The 8,675-nt window shown below is 63.5% G+C and carries 8 protein-coding genes; all 8 read left to right on the forward strand.

All coding sequences use genetic code 11. From position 1 onward, the window contains the following. Window positions 1-629 (forward strand): substrate-binding domain-containing protein (locus EN906_RS13730; protein ID WP_164777166.1); only part of this gene is annotated, 629 nt, incomplete at its 5' end. Next, the gene (locus EN906_RS13735; RefSeq protein WP_127267244.1) at window positions 626-2,227 is read left to right on the forward strand and encodes an acyl CoA:acetate/3-ketoacid CoA transferase; all 1,602 of its coding nucleotides are present in this window, start codon (window positions 626-628) and stop codon (window positions 2,225-2,227) included. The genes EN906_RS13730 and EN906_RS13735, both read left to right, overlap by 4 nt. Further along, window positions 2,220-2,996 carry an enoyl-CoA hydratase/isomerase family protein gene (locus tag EN906_RS13740; RefSeq protein WP_127267245.1) on the forward strand — a complete coding sequence of 259 codons (777 nt, stop codon included), beginning with the start codon at window positions 2,220-2,222 and terminating at the stop codon, window positions 2,994-2,996. The genes EN906_RS13735 and EN906_RS13740 overlap by 8 nt, the downstream gene beginning before the upstream one ends. 10 nt (window positions 2,997-3,006) lie before the next feature. Continuing rightward, on the forward strand, window positions 3,007-4,518 hold the full coding sequence (locus EN906_RS13745) for an aldehyde dehydrogenase family protein (protein WP_127277009.1): 1,512 nt from the start codon (window positions 3,007-3,009) through the stop codon (window positions 4,516-4,518). Between the two features lie 57 nt (window positions 4,519-4,575). Further along, window positions 4,576-5,829, forward strand: a complete 1,254-nt coding sequence (locus EN906_RS13750; RefSeq protein WP_127267247.1) for an ABC transporter substrate-binding protein — start codon at window positions 4,576-4,578, stop codon at window positions 5,827-5,829. A gap of 102 nt (window positions 5,830-5,931) precedes the next feature. Then, window positions 5,932-6,888, forward strand: coding sequence for a sugar ABC transporter permease (locus EN906_RS13755; RefSeq protein WP_127375218.1), 957 nt, complete (start codon window positions 5,932-5,934; stop codon window positions 6,886-6,888). Further along, entirely contained in the window at window positions 6,885-7,829 is a 945-nt protein-coding gene (locus tag EN906_RS13760) for a carbohydrate ABC transporter permease (RefSeq protein WP_127272642.1), read from the forward strand. Before EN906_RS13755 ends, EN906_RS13760 begins: the two co-directional genes overlap by 4 nt. A 4-nt stretch (window positions 7,830-7,833) precedes the next feature. Beyond that, window positions 7,834-8,675: ABC transporter ATP-binding protein (locus tag EN906_RS13765; RefSeq protein WP_164773560.1), on the forward strand; the 842-nt coding region annotated here is incomplete at its 3' end.

Raw genomic sequence — 8,675 nt, forward strand, 5'->3', positions numbered from 1 at the left:
GTCTGCCGGTGGTCTTCGCCATGCGCCGGCTTCCCGAGAGCCGTATTCCGGTTATCGCGCCCGACAATCATCGCGGCGCCTATCTCGCCACCGCCCATCTGATCGGCAAGGGACATCGCAGGCTGGTCTTCTTCGGCGGTTCGTCCGACCTGGTGGTCTATCACGATCGGCTTGGCGGATTTCGCGAAGCCTGCGAGACGCAGGGCATCGCCGCCCGCGACGCACTGGTCGTCGAGGGCGAGACCAGCCGCAGAGGGGGTATAGGGTGTCTGGAAACCGCTCTCGCTATGGCTGAACCGCCGACCGCGGCGCTCTGCTTCAACGACGCTGTCGCCTTTGGCGCCATGCTGGCGCTGCGCAAGCGCGGGCTTGAGCCGGGAGTTGATTTCGCCATCGTCGGTTTCGACGATGTAGCCGAGGCCGAGCACTATATGCCGGCGCTGACCAGCGTCGCGGTGGACTCGGCCGGCCTCGGCGAACGCGCCGCCCATGTCATGCTGAAAATGATCCAGTCGCGCACCACGCGGGCCGAGGACCATATCGGCGCGGTCAATCTGGTCGTCAGGGAAAGCTGTGGCCCGGATCGCCGCACCCGAAACAGGACGGCCGGTTCGGGGATCATGAATTGAGCAAGGTCGTTTCGGCAGCGCAGGCAGCGGGCCTGATCAAGGACGGCATGGTCGTCTCCGTGTCGTCGTCGAGCGGTCTCGGCTGTCCGGACGCGGTGCTTGCCGCGATCGGCGAACGCTTCGAGGAGGAAGGCCACCCAAAAAATATCACCACACTTCACCCGATCGCCGCCGGCGACATGTACGGCATCAAAGGCATCGACCATCTGGCCAAGCCCGGCCTGCTGAAGCGTACTTTGTGCGGCTCCTACCCGTCCGGCCCCTCCTCTTCCGAACCGCCGCAGATCTGGAAGATGATCGGCGACAATTCGGTGGCCGCCTACAACGTGCCGTCCGGCATCCTGTTCGACATGCACCGCGAAGCGGCCGCCAAGCGGCCGGGCGTGCTGACCAAGGTCGGCCTCGACACCTTCGCCGACCCGCGCCACCAGGGCTGCGCCATGAACGCCGCCGCAAGCGAGCCGATCGTTTCGGTGCAGCAGTTCGACGGCGAGGAATGGCTCTATTTCCGCTCCATCGTGCCGCAGGTCTCGATCATTCGCGCCACGTCAGCCGACGAGCGCGGCAACCTCACCTACGAGCATGAGGGCGCCTATCTCGGTGGCCTCGAACAGGCGCTCGCCGCCCGTAACAATGGCGGCATCGTTATCGCGCAGGTCAAGCGCGTCGTCGAAAACGGTACGCTGAAACCGCATGACGTGCGCGTGCCGGGCGTCCTGGTCGACCATATCGTCGTCGCGCCCGACCAGTTGCAGACGACGCTGACACCCTATGACCCGGCGATCTCCGGAGAAATCTTCCGGCCGCTGTCGAGCTTCCGCACGCCGGAGATGAACGTCCAGAAAGTGATCGCGCGCCGCGTCGCCATGGAGTTGCGCGACGGCATGGCCGTCAACATCGGCTTCGGCATTTCCGCCAATGTCCCGCGCATCCTTCTCGAGGAAGGACAGCACGGCAAGATTACCTGGGTGATCGAACAGGGCGCGGTCGGCGGCGTGCCGCTGCTCGACTTCAAATTCGGCTGTTCGTCGAACGCCGACGCCTTCATGCCCTCGCCGCACCAGTTCATTTATTTCCAGGCGGGCGGCTTCGACGCCTCGCTATTGTCCTTCCTGCAGATCGACCGCCATGGCTCGGTCAATGTCTCGAAGCTTTCGGCGCGCCCGCATGTCACGGCTGGTGCCGGCGGCTTTGTCGACATCACCGCGCGGGCGAAGAAGATCGTGTTTTCCGGCTTCTTCAACGCCGGGGCAAAACTCTCATTGGCCGATGGCGGCATCCGCATCGATCAGGAGGGCAAGGTCAAGAAGGTGGTCAACGAAGTCGAGCACATCTCGTTTTCGGGCAAGCGCGCAGTCGCGCAGGGACAGGACATCACCTATGTCACCGAACGCTGCGTGATGAGGCTGACGCCGGAGGGCCTGGTCGTCACAGAACTCGCACCCGGCATCGATCTGCAGCGCGATGTGCTGGCGCAGTCGGAAATTCCGTTGGGCATTGCCAAGAACCTCAAGACGACACCGGCAGCCCTCTATCAGGAGCAACCGATAGGCCTGTCGCTGAATGGCGGCGCCTCGCTTGGAGGCGCGCATGGCTGAGCACCTCGTCACCTTTGAAACCGACGGCGCCATCGGCGTCGTCACGCTGCGCCGGCCGGAGAAATTCAACGCGCTGGACATTCCGATGCTGCGCGCGTTGGAGACGGCGCTTGACGCGGCCGAGATGGCCGAGGGCGTCCGCGTCGTGCTGCTGCGCGGCGAGGGCAAGGGATTTTGCGCCGGTGGCGATGTTGAAGCGTGGGCGCGGATGAGTGCCGCCGATTTCCAGGTGCAATGGGTACGCTACGGCCACCGCGTCTTCGACCGGCTGGCGCGGCTCAGGCAGCCGACCATCGCCGTTTTGTCGGGCCATGCACTGGGCGGCGGGCTCGAACTGGCTGTGGCTTGCGACTTCCGCGTGGCCGAAACACAGGTAAAATTGGGCTTCCCCGAAACCTCGATCGGCGTCGTTCCGGGCTGGTCCGGCACGCAGCGCGCCGTGCGCCGCTTCGGCGCGCAGACGGTGCGGCGCATGGCGCTGGGCGGCGAGATCTTTCTCGCCCCTGAAGCACTGGCCTTGGGCATTGTCGATCGGGTGGTCGAGACCGGCAAGGCGCTGGCTAATGCACAGGCGTGGGCGGAAAAGATCGCCGAGCGCGGGCCACTGGCGACGGAAGCCGCCAAGCTGATGATCGCGGTCGCCGAAGGCGAGGAAAGTGCCGCCGCCACCGAAGCGCTGGCCAGCGGCTTCATCGCCCTGACCGGAGATCTCAAGGCCGGCGTCGATGCCTTCAAGGCCAAGCAGAAGCCGGCCTTTTCGAGATCCTAGAGGAAAACAGATGAACGCCCCACTCAAGATCGCCATGCCGGCCGAGGCGGCTGCGGCACCGAAAGCCTACAGGCTGCTGATCGACGGCAAGCATGTCGATGCCCGCGACGGCCGCACGATTGCTCGAAATAGTCCCGGCCACGGCTTCACCGTCTCGCACTACGCACAGGCCGGCGAGGCCGAAGTGGAAGCCGCTGTGCAGGCCGCCCACAAGGCGTTCGAGACCGGTCCATGGCCGCGCATGAGGGCAGCTGAGCGTGCCGCGATCCTGCTCAAGGCGGCTGACCTGATCGAGGCGCGGCTTGAAGACATCGCCCGGCTCGACGCGCTGGAATCGGGCAAGCCGATCGCCCAGGCGCGCGGCGAGATCGGCGGCGCCGTTGACATCTGGCGCTATGCCGCCTCGCTTGCCCGCACGTTGCATGGTGAATCCTACGCCAATCTCGGCGATGCCATGCTGGGCGTCGTCCTGCGCGAGCCGATCGGCGTCGTCTCGATCATCACTCCATGGAATTTCCCGTTCCTGATCGTCAGCCAGAAACTGCCCTTCGCGCTCGCCGCCGGCTGCACGGCGGTGGTCAAGCCTAGCGAAATGACCTCGGCGTCGACCTTCGTGCTCGGCGATATCCTGATGCAGGCCGGCCTGCCCGCCGGCGTAGTCAACATCCTCGCCGGCTTTGGTGCCGACGTCGGCGCGCCGATGGTCAGTCATCCCCTGGTCGAGATGGTGTCGTTCACCGGCTCCACCCGCGTCGGCAAGATGACGATGGCCTCGGCCGCGCAGTCGCTGAAGAAAGTCTCGATGGAACTCGGCGGCAAGAACGGCCAGATCGTCTTCCCCGACGCCGACCTCGAAGCGGCCGCCGATGCGGCGGTGTTCGGCGGCTTCTTCAATGCCGGCGAGTGCTGCAATGCCGGCAGCCGGCTGATCGTTCACGAGGCGATCGCCGACGATTTTCTCAGCACCGTCAAGGCGCTTGCCGCCAGGGTCACGGTCGGCGATCCGCTCGATGACCAAACCAAGGTCGGCGCGATGATCTCGTCCGACCATCTGAAGAAGGTGGCCGGCTATGTTTCTGCCGCTGAAGGCGACGGCAGCCAGGTTTACAGCGGAGGCAAGCAATTGGCCTCCAATGTCGGCCAATATCTTGATCCCACCATCATCCGCGGCGTTACCGAGGAGATGGCCATAGCGCGCGAGGAAGTGTTCGGTCCGGTGCTCTCGGTGCTGACTTTTGAATCGATTGAAAAGGCGTTGCACATCGCCAACAACACGCCCTATGGTTTGTCGGCGGGCGTGTGGAGCGCCAGCATCGACACTTGCATGTCGGTCGCGCGTGGAGTGCGTTCGGGAACCGTTTGGGTGAACACATTCATGGAAGGTTATCCCGAGCTGCCTTTCGGAGGCTACAAGCAGTCCGGTCTCGGACGCGAACTCGGCAAACGCGCCGTCGAGGACTATACCGAGGAAAAGACAATTCAGTTTCATCGCGGCCAGCGCACCGGATGGTGGGTCGGCTGAGTTGAGAAGAACCCGGTGGGCTTCACCGGTCGTGTAATGCAACAAGGGAGGAAGTACATGTTGCGCAAACTGCTTATCGGAACGGCTCTCGCGTCGGGCCTGGCTTTCGCGGCCCACGCCGAGGACGTCAAGGAAGTGCAGATGCTGCATTGGTGGACGTCGGGCGGCGAAGCGGCTGCTCTCAACGTCCTTAAAGGCGATCTGGCCAAGGAAGGCTATGCCTGGAAGGACGTGCCGGTGGCCGGCGGCGGCGGCGATGCCGCCATGACCGCGCTGAAGGCGATGGTCGCGGCCGGCAATTATCCGACCGCCTCGCAGATGCTCGGCTATACCGTGCTCGACTACGCCGCTGCCGGCGTCATGGGCGACCTGACCGAAACGGCGAAGAAGGAAGGCTGGGACAAGTCCGTTCCGGCGGCCCTGCAGAAGTTCTCGGTCTATGACGGCAAGTGGGTCGCGGCGCCGGTCAACGTTCACTCGGTCAACTGGCTGTGGATCAACAAGGCCGTCCTGGACAAGATCGGCGGCACCGAGCCGAAGACCTTCGACGACTTCGTTGCCCTGCTCGACAAGGCCAAGGCGGCAGGCGTGATCCCGCTCGCTCTCGGCGGCCAGAACTGGCAGGAAGCCACCATGTTCGACTCCGTCGTGCTGTCGACTGGCGGACCCGAGTTCTACAAGAAGGCCTTCAACGACCTCGATGACGAATCGCTGAAGTCCGACACGATGAAGAAGTCGTTCGACAATTTGGCCAAGCTCGTCACCTATGTCGACCCCAACTTCTCCGGCCGCGACTGGAACCTTGCCACCGCCATGGTCATCAAGGGCGACGCCCTGGTGCAGGTCATGGGTGACTGGGCCAAGGGCGAGTTCAACGCCGCCAAGAAAACGCCGGGCACCGACTTCCTTTGCTATCGCTTCCCGGGCACCGACGGCTCGGTGATCTACAACTCCGACATGTTCGGCATGTTCAACGTTCCGGACGACCGCAAGGCCGCCCAGGTCGCGCTGGCCACCGCCACCCTGTCGAAGAGCTTCCAGTCGGCCTTCAACGTCGTCAAGGGTTCGGTTCCGGCCCGTACCGACGTTCCGGACACCGACTTCGACGCTTGCGGCAAGAAGGGCATCGCCGATCTGAAGGCGGCCAACGAAGGCGGCACGCTGTTCGGCTCGCTGGCCCAGGGCTATGGCGCGCCTCCGGCGGTCGCCAATGCCTATAAGGATGTCGTCTCCAAATTCGTCCATGGTCAGATCAAGACCTCGGACGAGGCCGTGACCGAGCTGGTCAAGGCAATCGACGACGCCAAGTAAGCGCCACGCGCCAAAAACCCTTCCCCGCTCCGGCGGGGAAGGCCCAGATCCGCGAACTTGGATCCGCGAAGCTGGTTGGCCGCGAGTCGACGGGAGGAGCCCATGAGCACGGTAGCGACAAGCCAGATCAAGCTGACGCCGGAGCATGCGCGGCCACGCGCCTCGGTGCGCTCACGCCTGCAGGACGCATTGCCGAAGATCGTGCTGGCGCCCAGCTTCGCCATCACCATCGTCTTCGTCTACGGCTTCATCCTGTGGACGATCTATCTGTCCTTCACCAATTCCAAGACCTTCCCGTCCTATGTCCTGACCGGCTCGCGCGCCTATCAGCGGCTGTGGGGCTGGACCTTCGACACCGACCCGCCGTCGAGCTGGTACACGTCGATCACCAATATGGGTATTTTCGGCTTTCTCTACATCGCCATCTGCCTAGCGCTCGGCCTGTTCCTGGCCATCCTGCTCGACCAGAAGATCCGCGGCGAAGGCATGTTGAGGCCGATCTATCTCTACCCGATGGCGCTGTCCTTCATCGTCACCGGCGTCGCCTGGAAATGGTTTCTCGATCCCGGCCTCGGCCTCGAGCAGACCTTGCATCAATGGGGCTGGACGAGCTTCCATTTCGACTGGATCAAGAACAAGGATTTCGTCATCTACACGGTGGTCATTGCCGGCGTCTGGCAGGCCTCCGGCTTCATCAGGGCGATGTTCCTGGCCGGCCTGCGCGGCATCGACGGCGAGATCATGAAGGCGGCGCAGATCGACGGCGCCACCACCTTCCAGCTCTACCGCCGCATCGTCATCCCGCTGCTGCGGCCGATCTTCCTGTCGGCTTTCATCGTGCTCGCGCATCTCGCCATCAAGTCCTACGATCTCGTGGTCGCACTGACCAGCGGCGGGCCCGGTGGATCGGCCTGGCTGCCGTCCAACTTCATGTATGAGTACACGTTCAAGCGCAACGAAATGGCCGTCGGCTCGGCCAGTGCGGTGATCATGCTGATGACCATCGTCGCAATCATCGTGCCCTATCTCTATTCGGAACTGCGGGAGAAGCCGCGATGAGCGCCTTCACCACTCCCGCCCGCCAGGCCTCCGGCGGCGTCAACGCCAGGGTCATCAACCGCATCGTCATCTACGGGCTGCTGGCGCTGTTTGCGCTATTTTATCTGATGCCGCTGTTCGTCATGCTGGTGACCTCGTTCAAGACCATGGACGAGATCCAGAACGGCAACATGCTGGCGCTGCCCAGGGCACCGACCTTCGATCCCTGGCTGAAGGCCTGGGGCGAGACCTGCGTCGGCCTCACCTGCGCCGGCATCAAGGGCTATTTCTGGAACTCCATCAAGATGGTGGTCCCGGCTGTGCTGATCTCGACGATGCTCGGCGCGCTCAACGGCTACGTGCTGACCAAATGGCGTTTCCGCGGCGCAACGCTGGTGTTCGGGCTGATGCTGTTCGCCTGCTTCATTCCGTTCCAGTCGGTGCTGCTGCCGATGGCGACCATCCTCGGCAGCCTCGGCCGCTTCGGCGTCACGCTGCAGAATGCAACGGGAACCAGCTTTGGGCTCGGCAATCCGACCGTCAATCTGGTTTTCGTCCACGTCGTCTACGGCATCGGCTTCACCACGCTGTTCTTCCGCAACTACTACGAGGCGTTCCCCACCGAACTGGTCAAGGCGGCACAGGTCGACGGCGCATCCTTCTTCCAGATCTTCCGCCGCATCATGCTGCCGAACTCGATGCCGATCTTCGTCGTCACCGTTATCTATCAGTTCACCAACATCTGGAACGACTTCCTGTTCGCCTCGGCTTACGCCGGCACTGGCGACGCGATGCCTATGACGGTGGCGCTCAACAACGTCGTCAACACGTCGACCGGCGTCGTCGAATACAACGTCAACATGGCCGCCGCGATGATCGCGGCACTGCCCACCCTTCTCGTCTATGTGCTCGCCGGCCGCTATTTCGTGCGCGGTCTGATGGCGGGCGCCGTCAAAGGATAATCCGATGGCTTTTCTGGAAATTGATGGTTTGAGGAAGCGCTTCGGCCAGGTCGAGATCCTGAAGGGGATCGATGTCGAGCTCGAGAAAGGCGGCTTCCTGGTGCTGGTCGGCCCTTCCGGCTGCGGCAAGTCGACCTTGCTCAACACCATCGCCGGCCTGGAGACGATCACCTCGGGCGAAATCCGGGTCGACGGCCGCACCATCAACGATCTGCATCCTTCCAAGCGCGACATCGCCATGGTTTTCCAGAGCTACGCGCTCTACCCCAACATGACGGTGGCCGGAAACATCTCCTTCGGCATGGAGATGCGCGGCGTGCCGGCGGCGGAGCGCCAGAAGGCCATCGACAAGGTGGCCAAGGTGCTGCAGATCGGCCACCTCTTGCAGCGCAAGCCGAGCCAGCTTTCCGGCGGCCAGCGCCAGCGCGTCGCCATGGGCCGGGCGCTGGTGCGCGACCCAAAACTGTTCCTGTTCGACGAGCCCTTGTCCAACCTCGACGCCAAGCTGCGTGTTGACATGCGCATCGAAATCAAGCGCCTGCATGCCACCACCGGCACCACCATCGTCTACGTCACACACGACCAGATCGAGGCGATGACGCTGGCCACCAAGATCGCGGTCATGCGCGATGGCGAGGTGCAGCAGTTCGGTACGCCGGCCGAAATTTACAACAACCCGAGCAATCTCTTCGTCGCCGATTTCATGGGCTCGCCGGCGATGAACCTGATCCCGGCGACGATCGGCACGTCAGGCAACGCGCTGTCCGTCGTGCTGCAGCGCGAAGCACGAGAGCCGATCTCGCTGCCGATGGCCAATGCACCGGCCGGCCTGTCGGCATTCCAGGG

This window comes from Mesorhizobium sp. M7A.F.Ca.CA.004.06.1.1, from assembly GCF_003999135.1.
Taxonomy (GTDB): domain Bacteria; phylum Pseudomonadota; class Alphaproteobacteria; order Rhizobiales; family Rhizobiaceae; genus Mesorhizobium.

Bases quoted from the DNA above. Each gene is read 5' to 3' on its own strand.
- EN906_RS13750 (WP_127267247.1), top strand. From the start codon at position 4,576: ATGTTGCGCAAACTGCTTATCGGAACGGCTCTCGCGTCGGGCCTGGCT.
- EN906_RS13755 (WP_127375218.1), top strand. From the start codon at position 5,932: ATGAGCACGGTAGCGACAAGCCAGATCAAGCTGACGCCGGAGCATGCG.
- EN906_RS13745 (WP_127277009.1), top strand. From the start codon at position 3,007: ATGAACGCCCCACTCAAGATCGCCATGCCGGCCGAGGCGGCTGCGGCA.
- EN906_RS13760 (WP_127272642.1), top strand. From the start codon at position 6,885: ATGAGCGCCTTCACCACTCCCGCCCGCCAGGCCTCCGGCGGCGTCAAC.
- EN906_RS13740 (WP_127267245.1), top strand. From the start codon at position 2,220: ATGGCTGAGCACCTCGTCACCTTTGAAACCGACGGCGCCATCGGCGTC.